Source organism: Chitinophaga sp., assembly GCF_017745275.1.
In the GTDB taxonomy this organism is placed as follows: Bacteria; Bacteroidota; Bacteroidia; order Chitinophagales; family Chitinophagaceae; genus Chitinophaga.
Map to the genome: position 1 here is coordinate 438,740 of NZ_JAGHZS010000010.1, position 19,395 is coordinate 458,134.

Here is a 19,395-nt window from a genome sequence, read left to right on the forward strand (position 1 = left end):
CAATACCATTTATTTATGAACAAGCAAGGTGCAGTTAGTAAGTGATTTGCTGTTTTGTAATTCCCGCCTCCCGGAGGAGGCGGTTCATACTTTATAGGATGCTGGTTAAGCCGTATTTAGTTCATAAACCGGGGATGGATCATGTTTTCGAAAGAGTAGATTTCATCCCATTGTGCCTGGCTGATATATTGTTTTTCGCTGACTACAATCTGATGTACAGATTTGCCGGTATTCAACGCTTCTTTTGCAATGGCGGCACAGGCTTCATAACCCAGTAAGGGGTTCAGTGCCGTTACAATACCAATACTGTTCATCACCATTTGCTTACAGGCTTCTTCGTTGGCGGTGATACCGTTGACGCATTTTTCGCGCAGGGTATCTACTGCATGGTGCAGGTAAGAGAGCATATTGAACAGGCTGAAGGAAATAACAGGTTCCATCACGTTCAATTGGAGTTGTCCGGCTTCTGCAGCCATGGTGATGGTTAAATCCGCACCAATCACATAGTAGGCGGTTTGATTCACCACTTCAGGAATCACCGGGTTTACTTTACCTGGCATGATAGAAGAACCTGGCTGCATTTGTGGCAGGTTAATTTCGTGTAGGCCTACCCGTGGTCCGGAAGATAATAATCTTAAATCGTTACAGATCTTTGATAACTTAATCGCCGTGCGTTTCATCATACCGGATACCAGTACAAAGGCGCCTGTGTCGGAAGTAGCTTCTATCAGGTCTTCCGCGAGTACAATTGGTAAACCGGTGATTTCACCGAGGTATTGGGTAACCAGTTCAGGATAGCCGGCGGGCGCGTTAATGGCGGTGCCAATCGCGGTAGCACCCATATTTACCTCTGTAAGTAAAGCCTGTATTTCCCTCAGGCGTTGCACATCTTCCCGGAGGGTAGTGGCAAACGCGTTGAATTCATCTCCCAGGCTCATGGGCACGGCATCCTGTAACTGGGTACGTCCCATTTTCAGCACAGGTGCAAACTCGCTTCCTTTGGCGGCAAAAGATTGCTGCAGGGCATCAAGCGCATAAATAAATTCATTCATCTTAAAGTACAGGGCTATACGAAAAGCCGTAGGATAGGCGTCGTTCGTACTCTGAGAGCAGTTTACATGATTGTTTGGATGTAAAAATTCATACTGCCCTTTTTCATGTCCCATGTATTCCAATCCCAGGTTGGCGATCACCTCGTTAGCATTCATATTCACAGAAGTACCTGCACCACCCTGGATCATATCCGTAGGGAACTGATCAGCATAAGCGCCATTGATCAGTTTATTGCTGGCGTAAATAATAGCGTCTGCTACATCGGCCGGTAGTACACCGAGGTCTCTGTTAGCCATGGCAGCAGCTTTTTTAACGTATCCCAGTGCCCTGATAAAAATAGGTTCGTGGGAAAGTGGTATGCCGGTAATATGGAAATTTTCAATTGCACGTAATGTTTGAATACCATAGTAAACGCTGTCGTCTATGGCTTTTTCACCTAAAAAATCGTGTTCGATTCTAAATGCCTGTTTCATCACCTCAATATTTTATTGTGAATCTTTTATCACTGTTTCAATCTCACATCACAAAAGTACAGCGGGTTAGAAAGGTGGGGAATGATGCGCGTCAGGAGAGGGATGATTTTGGTCAGGTCTCGCAAAAAAACAAAAGCACAAAGAAAATAAGCAGCAAAGATTTTTTCGTTGCTGCTTATTTTCTTTGCGCCTTTCCTTGCGCTTTTAAGCCTCCTCTAAGAGAAACTTATTGGATATAACCTTAAAGGATATACGTCGATCCGCGGAGCGGATAACGAGGCCTTCCCGTTCCACTTTGCGATGAGCAGGGCTGAGTACAGACGCGCCTTCTGCGATGAGCAACAGTTCATCAATGGTGCCTGGCAACTGAAACGCGTTATCCAGTATGGGCACATGCTGTAACCCGAGTTCCTGGATCAGGCCAACGAAATCAGCCATGGTAAAGTATTCGCCGCTATCGATGTTGAATACATTGTAGAAGCGGATGCTTTGTCCGCGCAGGTCATACGGATTACCCTGTATGCCTTCGCCGAATAATTCTCCCTGCAGTGCCAGGTTGCGGCCGGTTGCGGCCAGTTTGGCAGCGATATCCAGTTGTCGCGCTACTTTCCAGAGGGTGTTGTCGGCAGTTTCCAGCAGCTCCAGGTTGCGGGAACATACGCCAAATTCACCATCGCGGTGGTAGTAGGTAACGGAAGAGCCGTCCAGCTTTTCTGTGACATAGCAAAGTTCGCCATTGTAGGTGGCGTATTGGTCGCTCAGGTTCTGTATTCTTTCTTCATCTGTTTTAGGAATGAAAGAAGGGAAGCCGCCTTTCATCATACCTGCCAGTGCAGCGGGTATGGGCGCTTCATACTTGGTGATGCCCAGTTGTGCCGCTACATCATCTCCGGGTTGCAGAGATATGTCGGGCAGCATGCTGATGGGCAACAAAAGTCCCTGGGAAATCTGTCCGCGAAATTTGATGGTTTTCAGGCGGAATCCTTCCTTTTCGCCTATCTGGCGGTAGGAGCTTTTCCGGAGAAATTCAAAGGCGGGAATCACGGGCAGAAAGGCATCTATTTCACAGTAGATGGCGAGGTCGCCCACTTTATATTCCTGTTTTTTGATTACGAGTTTCCATCCTTTTACGGTAGCTACTTCAATCATGTCGGCGCCAGGGATAGGCGCAATGTGGTCTATTACTACGATAGACGCAAGTTTACGTTCCATTTGGGTTAGCTTGATTAACGAGGTTAACAAATATTCGGGCGCAAATATATATTTTTTTCGCCTTGCGAAACAAAAAAGAATGTTATTTATCTTCGCGCACTATGTTAACATTTTCCAATTCCATCGATATTATCATTCCTTCCTTCCGGTTGGATGAACAATATTTATTACCGCTGATTCATTTGCCAAAGCCGAATGGATGGCGGTTTAACTATTACGTGGTAGTAGATAATCCGAAAGTAAAACCTGGTAAAGAAATACTTCGTTTAGCAGAAGAAGGAGCGATACAGTTGTTTATTAACCCGGTGAATTTAGGCGCGGGAGAAAGTCGTAATAAAGGGATTAACGCCGGAAATGGTGACTGGATGTTGTTTCTCGATGACGATATTGTAGCGGATGACAACTTATTGTTTGAATATGTAAAAGCCATTGAAGGTAACAGAGATGCTATTGGATTTATTGGGCTTACGGATTTTCCTGCGCCTATGAATACTTTCACGCGGGCATTAACGGCGGCAGGTTTAACCACCATCTTTACTATTGCTGAAAGGAAAGAAGAATTTATGTGGGGGGTAACGGCCAATATGATGTATAGTCGTGCTGCTATGGGCGAGTTACGTTTTCCTGATATTTATCCAAAAAATGGAGGTGGGGAAGATGTGGATCTGCCGGCGCAGATCTGTTTGCGTAACAATGCGCGTTTTCCTTGTGTGAAAGCAGCACGGGTAACGCATCCATGGTGGAATGACGGGCAACCACACTACAAGCGTTTTGAACGTTATGGAGAAGGGATGGCATTATTGCTGCCGCGCTTCAAACAGTTTACCTGGTATGCATTTCCCAACCCGGTTGAAGGGATTGTGTTGACGTTATTGAGTGCGCCCTTATTTTTTCTTTATCTCAGCTGGCAGAAATGGTTGATATTGTTGGTCGCCATTCCGCTGATTGATATAGTGATCAACTGTATCCGTGCCGCTGGTATGGGCTTTAAGGAAATAAAGGTAGGGTATTATATGACGTTGCTGAGATGCAGCAATGAGTGGGGGATGTTTAAAACCATGATGGGACAAGGAAAGCTGAGCTACTTCATGAAGCGTATTAATATTGATTTCACACGTCCCCGGCATTTTCGTACCAATCGCTGGAGGATTATCAAGCTGGTGATTTATATTATTCTGCTGACGGCATTGATCTTTTAAAGAACCGCCGTTGGCGTTCTACCAGCCCGGGTTCAATCTTTTTTACTATCTTTCTTATTCTGACCCTCTGCATTATCCAAAAGCATATGAATGAAGAAAGTGCTGGTACCGTTGCCTGAATATGGCTTTGATCCGACTGAGGCGGCTATCCCCTGGTGGCTGTTAACAGCAAAGGGATATGATGTGCAGTTTGCCACGCCCCGCGGTTACAGCAGTATGGCGGATATGCGGATATTAAAAGGAACGGGGCTGGGCATTTGGAAATGGTTACTGGCTGCCCGCAAAGACGCCGTGGTAGCCTATCACCAGATGTCTAACAGTGATGCGTTTTGTAATCCGTTAAAATATTCGGCCATACAACCCGGTGATTTTGATGCCTTATTATTGCCCGGTGGCCATGATAAAGCAATGCGTGTATACCTCGAATCCCCGCAACTACAGGCTGTTGTGGCGGACTTCTTCGCAAGGCAACAACCCGTTGGGGCTATTTGTCACGGTGTAGTACTGGCGGCCCGGAGTAAAGATCCCCGTACCAATGCCCCGGTATTACACGGTTATAACACCACCGCCTTGCTGCAGTCGCAGGAGCTGACTGCCTATCGTCTTACCAGGTGGTGGCTGAAAGATTATTATCTCACTTATCCCATTACTGTACAGGCAGAAGTAACGGCCTGTTTAGCGGATGCCAGGCAGTTTATACCAGGTCCTTTGCCATTGCATAGGGATGATGCCAGTCACCTGCACAGGGGCTTTACCGTATTGGATCGTCATTATTTATCTGCCCGGTGGCCGGGCGATGCGTATCATTTTGCTATGGCGTTCATGCAATTGTTGGAGGCCTAGGCGTTTTCATTTGCTTTGCTTTCTGCTGCCTGCTAACCTACAGGTTATCGACCTGTTTCCTCCCCGGGATTGTTGTAATTTTGTAAGAACGAATCAACATAATATCAGGAGTATGAGTAAGCATGGAACTAAGCGTCCTTTCTCCGTATTAGACCTCGCGCCGATACTGGAAGGACAAACACCTACCGAATCATTTAAGAACAGCCTGCGGCTGGCACAATATGTAGAACAATTAGGATATCATCGTTTTTGGATGGCGGAGCACCATAATATGGCGAGTGTAGCGAGTTCCGCTACTGTAGTGTTGCTGGGGTATATTGCCGGCGGTACAAAAACGATCCGGGTTGGTTCCGGTGGTATTATGTTGCCCAATCATGCACCGTTGGTAGTAGCAGAACAGTTTGGTACGCTGGCTACACTTTATCCCGACCGGATAGACCTTGGCCTGGGAAGAGCGCCGGGCACGGACCAGGTCACAGCCCGTGCTTTACGCCGGGATCGTATGGCCGCTGTCAACGAATTCCCTGAGCAGATATTGGAGTTACAACGATACTTTTCTTACGACAATCATACCGCGCAGGTGCGGGCTATTCCTGGTGAAGGGTTGGATATCCCGATCTGGATACTGGGTTCCAGCACCGACAGTGCTTACCTGGCCGCGGCGCTGGGGTTACCTTATGCTTTTGCCAGCCATTTTGCGCCTGCGCAACTGCATGCCGCCCTGGCTATTTACCGGAAGAATTTTAAGCCATCGGAATTTTTACAGCAACCACATACCATGGCTTGTGTAAACGTGATTGCTGCAGACACTGATGCCGCCGCCAACCGTCTGGCTACCTCTTTTTACCAGTTGTTCCTTGGCATTGTTCGCGGACGCCTGCGCAAAATGGGACCACCCATCGATAGCATGGACGGCGTTTGGACGGAACTGGAAGCGGCACAGGCACAAAGTATGCTGGCTTGCTCCTTCATGGGCAGCCCGGATACCGTGCAAAAGGGATTGCAGCAGTTCCTGAACGATACGCAGGTAGATGAAGTGATTGCTACCGCACATATTTACGACCAGGACGAACGATTGTATTCCTACAAGTTGTTGAGCGAAATAGCAGATAAACTGGTGTAGGAGAGAATTACGAATTACGGATTTGTGAGAAGATAATAACGAATGTTATCATTCGCGTTTACCATCTTCCCACAAATCCGTAATTCGTAATTTGTAATTCGTAATTCTCCTGCAGGTATACAGCACCAGCGCAAATGTTGTATATTTATAGCCTGGGCTGCCATGTGGCGGTCTGAAAATCAGACTATGATTCACGATATGCGAACTGTTATTACTGGTACCGGTAGTTTCATTCCTGCCAACAAGAAATTGAATAAGGACTTTTTACAACAGGAATTTTTCAGTGATAAGCAAACACGTATACCATCGGAAGGAGCGGATATTATCCGCAAATTTGAAGAAGTAACAGGTATTTGTGAACGCAGATATGCTGATGAAGATATGAATGCTTCGGAAATGGCCGTAGCAGCTGCTCTGGTAGCGATCAAAGATGCCGGTACAGATCCGGAAACGCTGGACCAGATCATAGTGGCACATAACTTTGGGAATGTTTTGCAAGGCACCATACAGTCGGATGCTGTGCCATCACTGGCTTCCAGGGTGAAGCAGGCGTTGGGTATCCGCAATCCGGCCTGTATACCTTATGACATATTGTTTGGATGCCCGGGATGGGTGCAGGGGGTGATCCAGGCGGATGCTTTCTTTAAAGCCGGAATGGCGCGGAAAGCACTGGTAATAGGAACGGAAACGCTAAGCCGTGTTATTGATCAATATGACCGCGATAGTATGATTTTTAGCGACGGTGCCGGCGCCGTTGTGCTGGAAGCGGTGGAAGGAGCAGCAGATGCGCCTGGTGTTATCAGTACCAGCGTACAATCGTTTACAACTGATGAGTTGAACTATATCAATATGGGGATGTCTTATGCCCCAAATGTGGATAAACGTATCCGTTATATTAAAATGTTGGGCCGCAAAGTATATGAGTTTGCGCTCAAACGCGTACCTGAAGCGATGAAGGACTGCCTGGATAAAGGGCATATTCCTATTGGCGATGTTAAAAAGATCTTCATCCACCAGGCCAATGAAAAAATGGATATCGCTATTATCAAGGCATTTTACGGATTATATGATATCCGGGAGATACCTGCCGACATCATGCCTATGAATATTCATGTGTTGGGCAATAGCTCCGTAGCTACCGTGCCTACATTGTATGATATGGTAAGAAGAGGCGATATTCCTAATCAGGCGGTGCATCCGGGCGATGTGATCCTGTTTGCTTCTGTAGGCGCAGGGATGAATATTAATGCCATTTGTTACCGGGTGTAATTATCGTATAAGCGTTACCGTTCCTTTCCTGCTAAACTGCCTGCCAGTATAATCCACTCCCTGCACCATCCAAACGTAGGTGCCGGCGGGAGCGGGCCTGTTTTGCCAGTTGCCGTCCCATCCACCGGGGAGGTCTGTGCTGCGGTATACTTCCTGTCCCCAACGATTCCAGATACAGAAAAAATCCAGTTTAGGTACACCCGCTGCAATGACGCGGAATACGTCGTTGCGCCCATCGTTGTTGGGCGTGAAAGCGTTGGGGACATAGAACTCCGGCCCTTCATACACTTTTACGTTGATGTAGTCCTCGTTGTGGCAGCCTTCCGGGGAGGTAAGGGTAAGGCGATAGGTTTGATCTTTATGTAAAATGGCTACCGGGTTAGGTATAAAGGGATTGTTGAGGCCGATGGCGGGCGACCAGGTGTACCGTATCCGAGGGTCAATCCAACCGGCCTGTAATTGCAATGGTTGTCCGTTGGCTACAATGGTGTCAGCACCGGCACGGGCGTATACCGCCGTAACGGTGACGGGCACGTCCACCGTGTTTGACTGGCAGCCATCCGTGCTGATAGCGTATAGGCGTGCAGGGTAGTAGCCAGTGTCTGCATAGCGCCAGGCAGCATGCTGTTGTTGCAGCGTGGTACCATTGCCCAGATCCCAGTTCCATTGCCCGATAGGAATATTGGGCGTATTATTGATCCCCTGAAAATCAGTAGTAACACCCAGGCATACATTTTCTCCGCTGCCACTAATTTGTGGCGTATTGCTCACCAGTATAGACTTTTCCAGGCTGCTGCTGCATCCCTGGGCAGAAGTGACTTTCAATTGTACCTGGTGGGAACCCGGCGCTGTATAAGGTGCCAGCGGTTTAGCACCCGTGGCAGTGCTGTCGTTGCCCCAATCCCAATCCCATTGTTGCAGCGTGCCTACCGTGATGGTGGTAAGATCCTGCATATACATCTGCGAACCCAGGCACAGGGTAGAAGGGCCAAAGTCGACTACCGGGTACGCCCCTACGGTAAAAGGGGCCTTTAGGGTATCCGACTCACAGCCGCTGTTATCCTGGATCACGAGCCGCACTTCATAATGTCCTGCTGCAGGATATATATGTGGAGGAGGGAGTGGTGCTGTAGAATACGTACCATCTCCCAGATCCCACCACCAGGAGGTGATGGACCCGAAAGAACTGGAATTATCTTTAAACTGTATGGGTGTACCATCGCAGAAAACCTGTTGCGGGTTAAAGTTAAATTCCGGGCGGAGCGCCGCACAAAACTGTTGCAGGTTGGAGCTGCCGCCGGTGGAGCCGCCAAAGCCCCAGAAAACATTGGGGTCACCGCCGAAGATATCATTGACGAGGTCTTTGTTGAGCGCAAGGCGTAGCTCATTATCAACGCTTACTTCCAGGTGCATTAATACCGCGTCCCATTTGATCCGGAACAGGTGCCATTGGCAGTCTTCCACGTTATCATTGTCTTTAATCACCGTCACCGGTCCTGCGAGATTACCGGGGCCGTTATGATCTGTGAGGCCGTTCATCTGGATGGCCAGGTGATCATAAGGAGGATCGTTTTCATCGAAGTTTTGCCAGGTATCTATCAACACGCCGAGAGAAGGGGAAATGCCTTTGAATCCCAGTCCCTGCCCGGTGCCGCCCAGGTTGGTACCTTTGGTTTGCAGAATGAAACCAATACCATCGGCGCCGGTAGCGTCTTTACAGCCAAGGTTCACATCAAATACATAGTTGAACGACTGTTGAAGGTTGATCTTATTTTTATTCCATACGGTGCCGCTGGCGAACTGTTGATCCGGTGTCAGCACATAGCAGTTGCAGGTGCGCTGGGTAGCGGTACCATTCAGTATGTACGGGAGCAACGTTTGACCTGTAAGCCGGAAATGAAGCAACAACAGGCCGTAGATCAGGCATAGTATTCTTTTCATGATGGGAGCCGGGTAGCAGACAGACAGCCATCAACAAGTTACATTGTTACCCTTTAAGATCAAAGCAGAATTATTTTACCTAATTTTGCCGCGACCCAACGTACAGTGAACCTGTTGACCTGTTTGTTTAACCGAGGCACTGCTGCGTTATTTATCTTCCTAAAAAAAATAAATGAACAACATTACCGACTATAAAAGCCAGCAATTATTTCTTTCCAGGGATGATGAAAAGGAGATGGCGCCATTGGTGTATTATGTAAACGAATCCCGTGTGCAGGCCTGGCCGCAATATCCCGGCTATCGTGTAGTAGCCTGGCATGCAGGCAGCGGCCTGTTGGTGCTGAATTCTCCCTGGATCAAAGGAGCGCGCAAACTGGTGACTAACCTGGTAGTGATGCGGGTGGCTACACAGGAAGTGCTGTTCAGCACCAACCGGCATATGTATTACAATGCGGTATTTGATAACAGCGGCCAGCATTTGCTGGTGGAAGCATATAATCAAAAACCAGCCTGGATAAATATTTCTACCGGTGATATAGTGGCAGAACTAAAGCCGGAACTGCGATTGGCGGTTGGAACTTTTAATCCGCATACCAACACCTTTTACTTCCCGCTGGAAAAGAAGAAAGCCTGGCTGGCCGTAGATGGCGCTACATTCACAGGTATCGTGATGAAAACGCCTTACCCCGACCGGGTGTACAAAGTGGTGTATATAGCGGACCTACGGCAATACCTCGTGCTGACGGACGGTAATATCCTGCTGTGCTGCGATGACCAGCTGCGGCCCATCTGGCAACGGAATTTTTCCGCGATGGGGAATGACGCCGGGAGTATATTTGGCAGCGATATCCTTGTAACAGAAGACCAGGAGCTGGTTTGCGTGAGTGCCAGCGCTACAGCAGGCAATGAGTGGGGCGCCGATTTTGTGCTGGATATCAACACCGGTGAACCCCGGTACATCCTGCAGGGCTATTACATGCGCGGGCGCATTGCTGGTAGCTACTTCGGACGCCAGGTACTGGTGCACCCAATGAAAGTAATGGGCCTGGAAACGGGCGTGGTAACACCCTGGACCCTGCCTGATTTTTTGCCCGGTTTTAAGTAATTTGCAGCTGATTTTAACCGGTAATTATGGACATAAGCGTAAATAAATACATCAGTGAAACGGGCTTTTGCAGTCGCCGCGAAGCTGATAAATATATTGAACAGGGTAGAGTAACGATCAACGATAACATCGCTTCCAAAGGCAATCGTGTTAAAGATGGTGACGTGGTAGAAGTAGACGGGGAACCGTTGAAGAAGAAAAAAACTACCGTGTATATTGCGCTGAACAAGCCCAAAGGAATTACCTGTACAACAGATCTGAAAGATAAAACGAATATCATCGATTATGTGAACTTCTCCAGCAGGATATTCCCGATCGGCAGGCTGGATAAGCGTTCTGAAGGTTTGATCTTTTTGACCAACGATGGTGATATCGTGAATAAAATTCTCCGGGCGGGTAACCAGCACGAGAAAGAATATATTGTTACCGTTGACAAACCCATCGACCTGGAGTTTGTTAAGTCGATGCGCAATGGCGTGCGTATTCTTGGTGTGATGACGCAAAAATGTTTTGTGCAGCAGGAGGGGCCCAACCGTTTTCGTATTATTCTTACGCAGGGGTTGAACCGCCAGATCCGCCGTATGTGCGAAGCGCTGGGTTATGAGGTAGTGACGTTGAAGCGCACCCGCATCATGAACATGACATTAAAAGACCTGGCGCCCGGCTCGTGGCGATATTTTACAAAAGAAGAAGTAAATCATCTCAATACCCTGGTGGCTAACAGCAGTAAAACAGAAAAAGGAGATCCTCATCATGACGGAATGGACGAATAGCCATCACCTGGCATTGACGGTAACACGGGAGGGGCACACCATCCCGGTGTTTATGGCAGTGTCGTCATTGTCTTTGTCTGCCTTACAGGTGCAATTAGGTCGTTTTCTGCACCCGGAAGAGCGAGCTGTTTCAAAGGGAGCGGAGCAACATCATTACTTACTCGGCCGCCATGCTGCAAAGCTGGCGGCTGTTGATTTTACGGGAGTTGCTGCCAATAATATCCGTATTCGTCCGGGTGTATTCGGGCAGCCGGTGTTGAGTTGCCCGGGTTATAGCAACCTGCAGGTGAGCATCACCCATAGCGCAGGCAGCGCAATGGCGGTGGTTTTCCCGGAAGCACACCCGATGGCCGTAGATATAGAATTGTTAGACGGAGATCGTTTTTTACCTCCTTTAACGCCCGCAGAGGCAGCGCTGATAGCTCCGCTGTCATATACCTCCGAGGAACAGACCTACCTGCTCTGGACCGCCAGAGAAGCCCTTTCCAAAGTATTACGTACCGGCTTCACCACTGACCTGGAGCTATTTAATGTAAAATCCGTTGCCATGAATGGTAGTTTCATGGTGGCTGAATTCCAGCACTTCCTGCAATACAAAGCGATTAGCTGGATAGCAGGTAACATGGCTTGCTCACTGGTAGTGCCACAACGCAGCCAGGTAGATATGGCTGCCCTGCAAACGCTGACTAGTCAAGTGTCTTAACGTACAGGAAAGTAGAATCTTTGGGTTGATAGGTAAAAATAAATTTCCCCGCTACTTCCTTCCCCAAATTTTTCCCTCCTAATTTAGGATCGTATACGGGTTTGTGTACAAACGCCACGACAAATGAATCCAGGTAAACATAATGTAATCGAAGATCCGTAAAACCGATTTCGGTCATATCTTTAAAAGCACTTCTGCTTCTGTCGTTCAGGTTTTGCAGGTTCCAGAGATCTTGTGGAAAATGATGAAAGGTGCGGCGATATTCTTTTACTGATTCCACAAAATTGATCGTGGGATGAATATCTCTTTTTTTTATCTTGGCTTTTAAGGGAATATTGGTGGGGTAGTCTGTATGTTCCTGTACACGGAGTTGCCCATCGGCACCACGGGAATAAATATATGATTTAGTGGGTGCGCAGGCATAGGAAAAGCTGGCAATTGCTAACAGTAAAGTATATTTTCTCATAACAGGATGAAAGATATTTTTATTTTTTTGAAAATAAATTTGGTGGTTATGAGATAAATCCTATTTTTGCATCCCCTTAACAATGAAGGTGGTAGCGGATTCCCTAGCTCAGTTGGTAGAGCAATACACTTTTAATGTATGGGTCTTGGGTTCGAGTCCCAAGGGGATCACTGGAGAGTTTCAAAGCCTGCGCTAGTCGCGGGCTTTGTTGTTTTGGTCTATTTGTTAGTCTATCAAAGTGCGATTGCGCTGTTTCGGTTTACTTAGTTTTATTCGGGTTGACTTGTCTATACTAAAATACAATATTTAGTTTTAGAAATTTGCGTTAATCTCGGTTTTAGTTTTTTATTGTAGTTGTTGGAACTAGGACCATAGAAAGTATATAATCAAGAGGAGATGCAAATAGTTTGCATCGCCTAGCGATAAGGTGAGCTGCCTTCCTCAGATGGAAGGATGGTATTATAGTCATTGTGGTATATTACTTAGGTCTATTTATATTGATTTATTTGCTATATTTGGTACTGGTTTTTATTATCCTGCTTGAAGAATGAAAATACTGATTGATACTAATATATATTTTGATTTTTATCGCTCTACTAATGAGGGGCTAAATTTATTGACTGAAATTCTGGAGAAAAGTGAACATATTATTCTTACCGACCAGATAATTCAGGAATTTGAGCGCGGAAGAGAAAAGGTAATCAGAGACGTTCAAAAAAATTTCGATAAGGAGTCTCAGCTCGAAAATTTTTCTTCTTCATTTTTGCAGGACTATCCAGGGTTTAAAGAGTTAATCGCTATTCAGAATGAGTACAAAACTAAGCGAAATGAAATTACAGCATACATTCGTGAGATCTTAGTAGACCCTTCAAAGGACAAAGTTGCTACAGCCTTTAAACAACTGACTGATGAAGCGGTTAAGAATGATAGATTGCTGTATACAACTGATGAAATAATAGCCAAGGCTCAAAAAAGGAAACTAATTGGTAATCCTCCAAGTAGTGACAAATATTCAATAGGAGATGAGATCAATTGGGAAATTATCTTAAGCAATTTAAAAGAAGATATCATTCTTGTTGGAAGAGATAATACATACAACGATAACTTCAGTTTTCTACGTAAGGATTTTCATAGAGGAACCGGTCGATTGATTTATAGTAAGACCACCAAAATTACAGATGCTTTCCAACAGATCGGGGTCCATCTGTCAAAAGCGCTTGTAGATGCGGAAGAAGAGTTAATAAAGACGATTAAAGATTCAGGTTTTGCTGAATATTGGAAAAGGAAGGATAAATCGGAAGGCGAATAGCATTAGTTTTCGCAAGTTATCTTGGAATTTTGAAAAATAAACATCATCCGTATAGGATTATCACATGGGGAAATTTGTAATTAAGAGAAGCCAGAATAATCAATATTATTTCAATTTAAAAGCGGATAATGGCATGATTATTCTTTCTAGTGAAATGTATAGCAATAGAGCTGCTTGCGATAATGGCATTGCATCTGTTAAGACAAATGCCGTAAATGATTCACGATATGATAAACTAGCCTCACTTAGGGGGGCGTTTTATTTCAATCTCAAAGCAGGCAATGGACAAGTTATTGGAACTAGTGAGATGTATACAACTGAAAGTGCACGGGATAATGGAATTAATTCTGTTAAAGCCAATGCGCCAAATGCGCCTGTTGAATCTGAGGCATAACGATTTGCTACGAGTTGACTCAGTATGTTGTCCTAAGAAGATTGATCACAATGAAAATTTTAAACCTGCGCGCTGCGCGGGTTTTTGTTTTTTGTCTATTAGGTCGCGAATTCGCGTTAGGGGTTATTTAGTTTTATACAGATAACTTTTCGCCTTTATTCCACAAATTTTTTAAGTCAATCCTGTATATATTTATTGCCCTTCAGAGATGAAGGCTTCCAGAGAAATTAAACGGTCAAATAGCGGGGAGATGATATTATTATTTTAAAATAATAATCCAATTCTTCATTAGTAAACTGGCTTAATATTCGGAATGCCTCTCGATGACATTTTCTGTATTTACTTCCACTACCACAGAAACATTCACTTACACGCGATGGTTCCTTTCTCTGTGAAATATAAATCAGTCCTTTTGCTATTTCGGTGTAACTACTGGTTTTGAAAACATCTTCAAAGAACTCAATATTACCCTGTGTGCCATGTGAACGTTCATTGAGGAAATATCCATTGAGCTCCCGGAACTTTTGATTAAAGAAGTATGGGATTACTTCATTTTTAATGAAACTGGCTAAAGTAATCCCATTCCTGCAAAGGAGAATCTCTTCAGGAATTGATTTTATGCAACAGTGACCATCCGAAAAGACATGCCAGTCAATATTTATAGGTAGTCTGTTGCCAACTTCAAACACATGAGGAAATCGTAAAGGGTAACTATCTGTCGGACTGATTCTGATTTTGTAACTATCTAGCAGATTACCTTTTTGGTCAATCAATTTCAATACCCCAATGACAAGAGGTATACCATTCTCGTCTTCTGAATAGCTCAAGTCTGGGAATTCTCTATTGATGGTGATAGCCTCTTGTTTAAATATTACAATTCCGTTGCTCATTCTCCCCAAGGATTTGAAGTTATGGCACCAATTGCCGCTGCAGATCGTAATTTTGAATCTTCTTTTTTGTCTTCACCTTCGGGAAACCGGTCACCGAGATGTTTACGCCAAAGTTTACTTGCTTTAAACTGATTATCTTCTTTAATTGCTTTTTCAGCATCTTCCAAGAATTCGTTTAAAGCGGTGCGGAAATTTTCTTTTCTTGTTTTGTCATAATCCGCAAATAGATCGTCATTTGGAACCGCTGGCACAATACATTCAAATTTTGTATTGAGAGCCTTTTTTATTTCATTCAAAATATCTTTAAGTGTAATATCGTCCCTGTCATTCAATACAATCTTATCTTTCGCATTGGCGGCTAGAATACTCATTGCTAAACCACTTGGCATCTTGTTACGTTTATTATCACACCATCCCTTAAGGTATTTTATATTCCGAATGAGTCGCCCCTCTTTATCTTTCTTTTTGTTAATCCAATCTACCATTGCCTTAGGATCACTGTCTTCCCATCCATTTCCCTTTACCGCAAGCTGATATTCTTTACCATCAACTTTATAATATACCGGGTTATCGATTTCATAATCGTGGGAAAAAATATTCCGTATGCACTTTTTGCGATGCTCTGGGGTAGCGTCCGTATAGCCGTTAACGGCATCCCAAACCCACCCTTGAAGTGTGGTTGCGGCAACATCAGGTTCCCGGAAAAAGTAAACACCGTCATCCAGATCACAAATGTCATCTTTGGTTCTTATACCTGATTTCATTTTATACGAACCCTGTATATAGAATTTAGGTTCATACTCAGGGTGATTTTCTTTAAAATATTTTCGGATTCTACTTCGTAACCCATTTTTAGAGTTCATCATTTTATCCTTCTTCGCTTTACCGATAGATATTTCTTCATGGAAGCTTTGGAATAAGCCGTGACAATCTGCCATAGTTGTTAGTTTTAATTTTTTAAAAGAGTTATGATTTTATGAACATAATTTTTGGACAATTCATCTCCAATAGCTTCTAATCTTTGCAGGTCTTTTTTTTCGGAAGCATTAAGATCAATGGTGTCCCCCCCTAGGTCATACTGAACGCGCAGATAATCGAAATCATTATTTTGTCTGGCCGCAATCCTTTTTATGAAGGCGATATACTGTTCTGTTATTTGCGCCTGACTATCTAATATGATATCCAATAATCTCGGTTGGGGAAATAGCCAATACCATATGTCTTTGGGCTTCCATCCAGTTTTGATAACGTGTCTTCCCTTTCCAGTACCGAGCGATAATAGTCTGATATCGGAAAATTCATATCCTAATTTTTCGGTAGCTTCTAATATGCCGATTAGGGAAGGGTTATTGGCAAATATTCCTCCATCAATCATATTCACATTAATACCACTCCCATGTTCGTTTGAGAAGCGAAACGTATGCGGAGGAAAGTAAACTGGCGCTGAAGCACTGGAAAGAGCTACTTCATGTGCCGGCAGCTTGTAGTCCCTAATATATTCTTCGTGGTGCTTGGTCTTTAAAACATTTATCTGTCCATCGTTTCCATTAAAAACAGGAATACAAATATTTGTCTTCAAATCATTTATTAAAGGAGGTATACCATTGTTTGCAGCGGCAAATACTTCTTCAAGTTTTTTGCGTAAACTTTTGTTGCTATAAATGGATGTTATAATAGCTCTGCTTTTCCGTGGAATTATCCTCAGATACCATTTAGGGAATATTGCTTTTGCATTTTCCCTGTAAAATTCCACTAAATCACCAGCGGGGATACCGAGGGAAATGGCAATAGCTAGAATAGCTCCGGTAGAAGTTCCACAGATAAGATTGAAATGCTCATGAAACTTTTTGTCAGGATCAGTCCGTTTTAATTCTCTTTCCAGGTCAGATAGTACTTTTGCCGGGATTAAACCACGTATGCCACCACCATCGATAGAAAGTATTGTAAACTTTTTCTTTTTTTCGGTCATTGTCATTCTGATTTAGCCTTTTGGAGGGTATTGATCATTCCCATAACTGTTCTTTTCACGAATTTTACCATTCTGCCCGTGAATGAGAAGCTCGGCTCTGCTATTCTGTGCTTTTTCCCTACCATATTCAATAGCTTGCTTTTGGGTGTCGAAATTTTTGCTGTTTTTCTCATTCCCTTCAACTCTTACGCCCCAACCACCGGGATTTGGGACAACATGTACATTTTTTTTACTCATATGTATTGTATTTATCAGTTTTAGTCTTAGATTTGTTGCATATATAAGACAATAAGATTGGCTGTTGCATCAAAGATACAGATATTTATCAATGTTGCATAAGTGCAACATTGTTTTATTAATAAAAAGTTATTAACATGCAATCAACACTCAATACGGAGCTTTTAGCAGGAATGCTTAAAAGCAAACGGGCGAATAAAGGATTGAGGGCCATTGCTGATGAGATTGGTGGGGTTAGTGCTGCTACGCTTTCGAGAATTGAACAAGGGAAAGTTCCCGATGTCGATACTTTTATAAAAATTTGTAAGTGGTTACAAGTATCAACAGATTCTTTTATTATTTCTAACACTGAAACAAGTCCAGTATCTAACAGGGAACAGGTTGTTGCTCACTTAAGAGCAGAAAGAGAATTAAGTACAGATACGGTTAATATGCTAATTAAAATGATTGATCTGGCATACTCTTCAAAATAATAAGTATTGGCACCCAAAAAAATTCTAAAACGTGGTTTCCCCGCACAAGCAGAGCAACTGGCTATCGAGTATAGGGATAAGCTGAAACTCCACGCGTGCGCGCCAATTTGTGCTTTTAAGCTCGCAGAACATTTAAGGATACCGATTTATAGTGCCACAGAATTTTTAACATTACAGCACGAACGGGACCATCTTTCGGGAACAAATGGAAGTGATTGTGGCTGGAGTGCCCTAACAATGACTACAGGAGCCGGGAATAGGATAATTATACATAACCCATTTCACTCAGCCCCCCGGCAACAAAGTAACATAATGCACGAATTGGCGCATATAATCTGTGGACATGAAGTCGATGAAGCAATCCGTGATATTCCACTTCCTTTTGGTATGAGACATTTTGATGAAGTTCAAGAAGAGGAAGCAAAATGTCTTGGAGCTACCCTGCAACTTCCCAAACCTGGTTTGTTATGGTCCCTAAAGCGGAGTATGAGCCAATCCGACATAGCTACCCATTTTAATGCAAGTGTTGAGATGGTTGCGTATAGATTAAATATCAGTGGGGCGGCAAAACAGTCCTACTACATGAGAAGAAGGTGAATATAGGCTTTTGTTAGTAAAGTCAGGATAGCTGTTATTATACAAACTCAAATTGTAGCAATTTGCAATAAAGAAATTGCAAATAAAAATAAGAGGCAAGGCTGATAGAATAAGGCTTGCCTCTATAATGTATTAATCTTCTATAACACTGGCCCCAGGTGCATTTTTTTTCACAGATTCAATTCCATTATCACGTCCAGCGGTGCCTTCATACATTTCGCTAGTTCCAATTACCTGCCCATTTGAAGCTTTTAAGTTGAAGTAATATTGCCCATTTTTAGCGGTTAGTTTTTCGTAGCGGCTATCATTAGGCGCGTTTGTTTTAACCGAATCAATGCCATTGTTACAAGCCGCTTTGGTGGTATACATTTCACTTGATAGAATGGTTTGTCCATTCTCAGCTTTCAAGTTAAAATAGTGTTGTCCGTCTTTTGCTGTTTTGATGTGGAACTTGCCCATAATGTTGTGGTGTTTTACAGAAATAATAGATTACCAGTAATGTAACTCTTTAATCAGTTAATTGTTCAATGGAAAATAATATATTTTTTTTATTTGCATGGATATTTTGTAAATTCAGGAAAAGGATATTGTATGAGAAAGAATCTGCGGCGCCTGGCATCCTTTGCCATTTTCGATTTACCCCTTAATGCTGGATATATCCAGCTATTACTTCGCAACATTCAGAAGCAAGAATTGCGGGTTGTCTACAATTGGAATATTGAAGGAACACGAAGAAAGTTAATCGCTTATTATTGGTATAAGCATGTGCTTTGCCACTTTCTGATATTGTTTGGGATTGGGCTATTAATTATTTCGCCATTCAGTCCTTATTTTAATCTACTTTACTTGTCTGTACTATTTGTGATCGGAGCTATAAGTTTTGGTGTGGTCTATTTGTTTATCTATTTGCCTTTATTTTCCGTTTCTTTCCTACCTCAACTAGAAACACTTATTGCGAACCATAAAAGTAAGCAAGTTGAAAAGCCTCAAACCAAAAGCGTTAAAACGCAATCTAAAATACCAGCCCTAACAGTTACCCTTTATATACTTCTCAAAACTGCGGGTGTTGAAAGAATTGCTTCCGATGCCTTTTCTGCCCAGATGTTAAACAGGTTAACCGGTGTGGATACAGATAGCATTAAAGAAAACCTTCGAAGAATTATACACCCCAAAAATCTGACACCAAAGGAACGGGCGGAAGTAGTAAAGGGCATAACGGTTGCAAGGACTTACTTTGAAAAATTGGGCCATCCGCCAGCTATTGGCCTACTAGATGAGTTGGAAAAGAAATTGGAGAAAGAATAGTCTTCTTTTTGCTATAATGTGCCAATGTTAAGTATACTTGGTTTTTTTTAGCTTGCCTCCA

General features: G+C 43.9%; 21 protein-coding genes and 1 tRNA gene. 13 read left to right on the top strand and 9 right to left on the bottom strand.

Annotated features, from left to right (window positions below; genetic code table 11):
- Nucleotides 1–116: 116 nt before the first annotated feature.
- On the bottom strand, nt 117–1,526 hold the full coding sequence (gene aspA, locus J7623_RS28340) for an aspartate ammonia-lyase (RefSeq protein WP_291927553.1): 1,410 nt from the start codon (nt 1,524–1,526) through the stop codon (nt 117–119).
- Between the two features lie 204 nt (nt 1,527–1,730).
- Nucleotides 1,731–2,738: an RNA ligase (ATP) gene (locus J7623_RS28345; RefSeq protein ID WP_291927556.1), complete on the bottom strand. Its 1,008-nt coding sequence runs from the start codon at nt 2,736–2,738 to the stop codon at nt 1,731–1,733.
- A 101-nt stretch (nt 2,739–2,839) separates the two neighbouring features.
- Between J7623_RS28345 and J7623_RS28350 the strand changes: the two genes are divergently transcribed.
- The 4 genes from J7623_RS28350 (at nt 2,840) to J7623_RS28365 (ending at nt 7,172) form a co-directional block, all read left to right on the top strand.
- Nucleotides 2,840–3,937, top strand: a complete 1,098-nt coding sequence (locus J7623_RS28350; RefSeq protein ID WP_291927559.1) for a glycosyltransferase — start codon at nt 2,840–2,842, stop codon at nt 3,935–3,937.
- Nucleotides 3,938–4,027: 90 nt separating this feature from the next.
- Nucleotides 4,028–4,780 (top strand): type 1 glutamine amidotransferase domain-containing protein, encoded by a 753-nt coding sequence (locus J7623_RS28355; protein ID WP_291927564.1) that lies wholly within the window; start codon nt 4,028–4,030, stop codon nt 4,778–4,780.
- Nucleotides 4,781–4,892: 112 nt separating this feature from the next.
- Nucleotides 4,893–5,903 (top strand): LLM class flavin-dependent oxidoreductase, encoded by a 1,011-nt coding sequence (locus tag J7623_RS28360; protein WP_291927567.1) that lies wholly within the window; start codon nt 4,893–4,895, stop codon nt 5,901–5,903.
- Nucleotides 5,904–6,101: 198 nt separating this feature from the next.
- Nucleotides 6,102–7,172: a 3-oxoacyl-ACP synthase III family protein gene (locus J7623_RS28365; protein ID WP_291927570.1), complete on the top strand. Its 1,071-nt coding sequence runs from the start codon at nt 6,102–6,104 to the stop codon at nt 7,170–7,172.
- On the opposite strand, the gene J7623_RS28370 is transcribed toward J7623_RS28365, so the two are convergent.
- Nucleotides 7,173–9,113: a PKD domain-containing protein gene (locus J7623_RS28370; RefSeq protein WP_291927573.1), complete on the bottom strand. Its 1,941-nt coding sequence runs from the start codon at nt 9,111–9,113 to the stop codon at nt 7,173–7,175.
- Between the two features lie 172 nt (nt 9,114–9,285).
- On the opposite strand from J7623_RS28370, the gene J7623_RS28375 reads away from it, so the two are divergent.
- The 3 genes from J7623_RS28375 to J7623_RS28385 are packed head-to-tail and all read left to right on the top strand — an operon-like array spanning nt 9,286 to nt 11,694.
- Nucleotides 9,286–10,218 carry a hypothetical protein gene (locus J7623_RS28375; RefSeq protein ID WP_291927576.1) on the top strand — a complete coding sequence of 311 codons (933 nt, stop codon included), beginning with the start codon at nt 9,286–9,288 and terminating at the stop codon, nt 10,216–10,218.
- A 26-nt stretch (nt 10,219–10,244) separates the two neighbouring features.
- Nucleotides 10,245–10,991: a 23S rRNA pseudouridine(2604) synthase RluF gene (gene rluF, locus J7623_RS28380; protein WP_291927579.1), complete on the top strand. Its 747-nt coding sequence runs from the start codon at nt 10,245–10,247 to the stop codon at nt 10,989–10,991.
- Nucleotides 10,972–11,694, top strand: coding sequence for a 4'-phosphopantetheinyl transferase superfamily protein (locus J7623_RS28385; protein ID WP_291927583.1), 723 nt, complete (start codon nt 10,972–10,974; stop codon nt 11,692–11,694). The genes rluF and J7623_RS28385 overlap by 20 nt, the downstream gene beginning before the upstream one ends.
- Here the strand turns inward: J7623_RS28385 and J7623_RS28390 are convergent.
- On the bottom strand, nt 11,678–12,160 hold the full coding sequence (locus tag J7623_RS28390) for a hypothetical protein (protein ID WP_291927585.1): 483 nt from the start codon (nt 12,158–12,160) through the stop codon (nt 11,678–11,680). The two genes, J7623_RS28385 and J7623_RS28390, sit on opposite strands and share 17 nt — an antisense overlap.
- Before the next feature lie 97 nt (nt 12,161–12,257).
- Between J7623_RS28390 and J7623_RS28395 the strand changes: the two genes are divergently transcribed.
- From J7623_RS28395 to J7623_RS28405, 3 genes are all read left to right on the top strand, one after another.
- Nucleotides 12,258–12,330, top strand: a tRNA-Lys gene (locus J7623_RS28395).
- Between the two features lie 377 nt (nt 12,331–12,707).
- Nucleotides 12,708–13,469, top strand: coding sequence for a PIN domain-containing protein (locus J7623_RS28400; protein WP_291927587.1), 762 nt, complete (start codon nt 12,708–12,710; stop codon nt 13,467–13,469).
- Nucleotides 13,470–13,533: 64 nt separating this feature from the next.
- Nucleotides 13,534–13,863, top strand: coding sequence for a YegP family protein (locus J7623_RS28405; protein WP_111580360.1), 330 nt, complete (start codon nt 13,534–13,536; stop codon nt 13,861–13,863).
- 227 nt (nt 13,864–14,090) lie between these two features.
- Here J7623_RS28405 and J7623_RS28410 read toward each other — a convergent pair whose 3' ends face one another.
- From J7623_RS28410 to J7623_RS28425, 4 genes are read right to left on the bottom strand one after another with little or no spacing between them, the layout of a single operon-like run.
- Nucleotides 14,091–14,753 carry a hypothetical protein gene (locus tag J7623_RS28410; protein ID WP_291927593.1) on the bottom strand — a complete coding sequence of 221 codons (663 nt, stop codon included), beginning with the start codon at nt 14,751–14,753 and terminating at the stop codon, nt 14,091–14,093.
- Nucleotides 14,750–15,691 carry a cyclic GMP-AMP synthase DncV-like nucleotidyltransferase gene (locus J7623_RS28415; protein WP_291927596.1) on the bottom strand — a complete coding sequence of 314 codons (942 nt, stop codon included), beginning with the start codon at nt 15,689–15,691 and terminating at the stop codon, nt 14,750–14,752. Before J7623_RS28415 ends, J7623_RS28410 begins: the two co-directional genes overlap by 4 nt.
- Nucleotides 15,692–15,702: 11 nt before the next feature.
- The gene (locus J7623_RS28420) at nt 15,703–16,722 is read right to left on the bottom strand and encodes a CBASS cGAMP-activated phospholipase (RefSeq protein WP_291927597.1); all 1,020 of its coding nucleotides are present in this window, start codon (nt 16,720–16,722) and stop codon (nt 15,703–15,705) included.
- A 12-nt stretch (nt 16,723–16,734) separates the two neighbouring features.
- Nucleotides 16,735–16,959: a DUF2188 domain-containing protein gene (locus tag J7623_RS28425; protein WP_291927599.1), complete on the bottom strand. Its 225-nt coding sequence runs from the start codon at nt 16,957–16,959 to the stop codon at nt 16,735–16,737.
- Nucleotides 16,960–17,096: 137 nt separating this feature from the next.
- Here J7623_RS28425 and J7623_RS28430 point away from each other — a divergent pair, with 137 nt between their 5' ends.
- The gene (locus tag J7623_RS28430) at nt 17,097–17,432 is read left to right on the top strand and encodes a helix-turn-helix transcriptional regulator (protein ID WP_291927600.1); all 336 of its coding nucleotides are present in this window, start codon (nt 17,097–17,099) and stop codon (nt 17,430–17,432) included.
- Nucleotides 17,433–17,669: 237 nt separating this feature from the next.
- Nucleotides 17,670–18,029: an ImmA/IrrE family metallo-endopeptidase gene (locus tag J7623_RS31805; protein ID WP_366840012.1), complete on the top strand. Its 360-nt coding sequence runs from the start codon at nt 17,670–17,672 to the stop codon at nt 18,027–18,029.
- Between the two features lie 132 nt (nt 18,030–18,161).
- Here J7623_RS31805 and J7623_RS28435 read toward each other — a convergent pair whose 3' ends face one another.
- Nucleotides 18,162–18,488 (bottom strand): YegP family protein, encoded by a 327-nt coding sequence (locus J7623_RS28435; protein ID WP_291927602.1) that lies wholly within the window; start codon nt 18,486–18,488, stop codon nt 18,162–18,164.
- Nucleotides 18,489–18,620: 132 nt separating this feature from the next.
- Here J7623_RS28435 and J7623_RS28440 point away from each other — a divergent pair, with 132 nt between their 5' ends.
- Complete coding sequence (locus J7623_RS28440) at nt 18,621–19,334, top strand: hypothetical protein (RefSeq protein WP_291927603.1); 714 nt, start codon at nt 18,621–18,623, stop codon at nt 19,332–19,334.
- Nucleotides 19,335–19,395: the final 61 nt, after the last annotated feature.

Coding starts and splice junctions, on each gene's coding strand:
- aspA (WP_291927553.1), bottom strand. CDS start 1,526: ATGAAACAGGCATTTAGAATCGAACACGATTTTTTAGGTGAAAAAGCC.
- J7623_RS28345 (WP_291927556.1), bottom strand. CDS start 2,738: ATGGAACGTAAACTTGCGTCTATCGTAGTAATAGACCACATTGCGCCT.
- J7623_RS28350 (WP_291927559.1), top strand. CDS start 2,840: ATGTTAACATTTTCCAATTCCATCGATATTATCATTCCTTCCTTCCGG.
- J7623_RS28355 (WP_291927564.1), top strand. CDS start 4,028: ATGAAGAAAGTGCTGGTACCGTTGCCTGAATATGGCTTTGATCCGACT.
- J7623_RS28360 (WP_291927567.1), top strand. CDS start 4,893: ATGAGTAAGCATGGAACTAAGCGTCCTTTCTCCGTATTAGACCTCGCG.
- J7623_RS28365 (WP_291927570.1), top strand. CDS start 6,102: ATGCGAACTGTTATTACTGGTACCGGTAGTTTCATTCCTGCCAACAAG.
- J7623_RS28370 (WP_291927573.1), bottom strand. CDS start 9,113: ATGAAAAGAATACTATGCCTGATCTACGGCCTGTTGTTGCTTCATTTC.
- J7623_RS28375 (WP_291927576.1), top strand. CDS start 9,286: ATGAACAACATTACCGACTATAAAAGCCAGCAATTATTTCTTTCCAGG.
- rluF (WP_291927579.1), top strand. CDS start 10,245: ATGGACATAAGCGTAAATAAATACATCAGTGAAACGGGCTTTTGCAGT.
- J7623_RS28385 (WP_291927583.1), top strand. CDS start 10,972: ATGACGGAATGGACGAATAGCCATCACCTGGCATTGACGGTAACACGG.
- J7623_RS28390 (WP_291927585.1), bottom strand. CDS start 12,160: ATGAGAAAATATACTTTACTGTTAGCAATTGCCAGCTTTTCCTATGCC.
- J7623_RS28400 (WP_291927587.1), top strand. CDS start 12,708: ATGAAAATACTGATTGATACTAATATATATTTTGATTTTTATCGCTCT.
- J7623_RS28405 (WP_111580360.1), top strand. CDS start 13,534: ATGGGGAAATTTGTAATTAAGAGAAGCCAGAATAATCAATATTATTTC.
- J7623_RS28410 (WP_291927593.1), bottom strand. CDS start 14,753: ATGAGCAACGGAATTGTAATATTTAAACAAGAGGCTATCACCATCAAT.
- J7623_RS28415 (WP_291927596.1), bottom strand. CDS start 15,691: ATGGCAGATTGTCACGGCTTATTCCAAAGCTTCCATGAAGAAATATCT.
- J7623_RS28420 (WP_291927597.1), bottom strand. CDS start 16,722: ATGACCGAAAAAAAGAAAAAGTTTACAATACTTTCTATCGATGGTGGT.
- J7623_RS28425 (WP_291927599.1), bottom strand. CDS start 16,959: ATGAGTAAAAAAAATGTACATGTTGTCCCAAATCCCGGTGGTTGGGGC.
- J7623_RS28430 (WP_291927600.1), top strand. CDS start 17,097: ATGCAATCAACACTCAATACGGAGCTTTTAGCAGGAATGCTTAAAAGC.
- J7623_RS31805 (WP_366840012.1), top strand. CDS start 17,670: ATGACTACAGGAGCCGGGAATAGGATAATTATACATAACCCATTTCAC.
- J7623_RS28435 (WP_291927602.1), bottom strand. CDS start 18,488: ATGGGCAAGTTCCACATCAAAACAGCAAAAGACGGACAACACTATTTT.
- J7623_RS28440 (WP_291927603.1), top strand. CDS start 18,621: ATGAGAAAGAATCTGCGGCGCCTGGCATCCTTTGCCATTTTCGATTTA.